Here is a 1,118-nt window from a genome sequence, read left to right as displayed (position 1 = left end):
CTGAAGTTTAATAGCCCAAAGTTGGTTCCTGACACAATATGGTCTTTGCCTGCTTCTGAAATAACCGTTGTTGTGGTGTACGGATGCGATAAATAAGGCTCTGGCACGACATTCGTAAACTGATAACGATAACGTGATTTAGGTAATATATACTCAGGATATTGTTGACATACAATAGGATAAACCCCTTTGCTTTCGAGAATCATACCCTGACGATGCAATTTGTAATTCATCCGCTCCGTCAGTAACACCGCATTTGAGATATTGGCATTAGTATAAGCCACTGACCCTGTTAACGGATAAATTCCCCCTTGAGAACCCGCACACCAGAAAAGCACATCAAACGCCAAACTCATATTAGTAGAGGTCGCAATGGCTTCTGGAATACATGCTAATTGTGTAACCACATTACCAAATAAAATCGCTTCAGGGTTTAATATAAATGCCAACATCTCATCATCCCATAACGGGTCAAGTTCACTTATATAGGTAAGATCAACACCTTCCGCCTGCATACACCCCATTGACATAATCAGGTTTAACAGATAAATCACATTATATTTATACCAATGCACATGATAAAAACTGCTATCACTTGAGCCTGCCATATAATTCGACCGTCCGCCAATCTGCTGCTGATTAATCCCCATCGACATCTGGTAGCCCATATTGACCATGCAGTAGGGAATGCGTGTAACATCGACTAACGAATGCGGCTCCCAGTAACCTAACGTAATGCCAAGACGGTAAACATTTGGGAGAATTGGACATAATGCCACAGGCATCGGCGGGTTTATTGTATCAGGCAAGCCTAATCGACTCGGTACGGTTTGCACTGCCCCAATCGTAATAGGAAAAACACTTGCCCATGAGACATCCGTGACAGGATTAACAAAACGCCCCACACAACCTGTGCCTGTAGCATAGGCTTTAGATAAGCCCAACAGCAGGTAAATCAATATCATAAAGGGATTCACTACAACAAAAAATTGCTTAAATTTATTCATTCGCAACGCCCGCTTTAATTTATCTTGTATGTTATTGTTTGCTATTTTCTTGTTATTTTTTTTGTTATTTTTTGTTTTGACTCTGTCTTAAGTTGGCTTCTAATCAATCTG

General features: G+C 40.6%; 1 protein-coding gene. It reads right to left on the bottom strand.

The features are described 5' to 3' along the window. The coding region (gene traU, locus DNJ75_RS14890) for a conjugal transfer pilus assembly protein TraU (protein ID WP_206609137.1) at window positions 1-1,007 on the bottom strand (1,007 nt) is incomplete at its 3' end. Window positions 1,008-1,118 lie beyond the last annotated feature (111 nt).

The organism is Cysteiniphilum litorale, assembly GCF_003428165.1.
GTDB lineage: Bacteria > Pseudomonadota > Gammaproteobacteria > Francisellales > Francisellaceae > Caedibacter > Caedibacter litoralis.
This window is presented reverse-complemented; position numbering and strand designations above follow the sequence as displayed.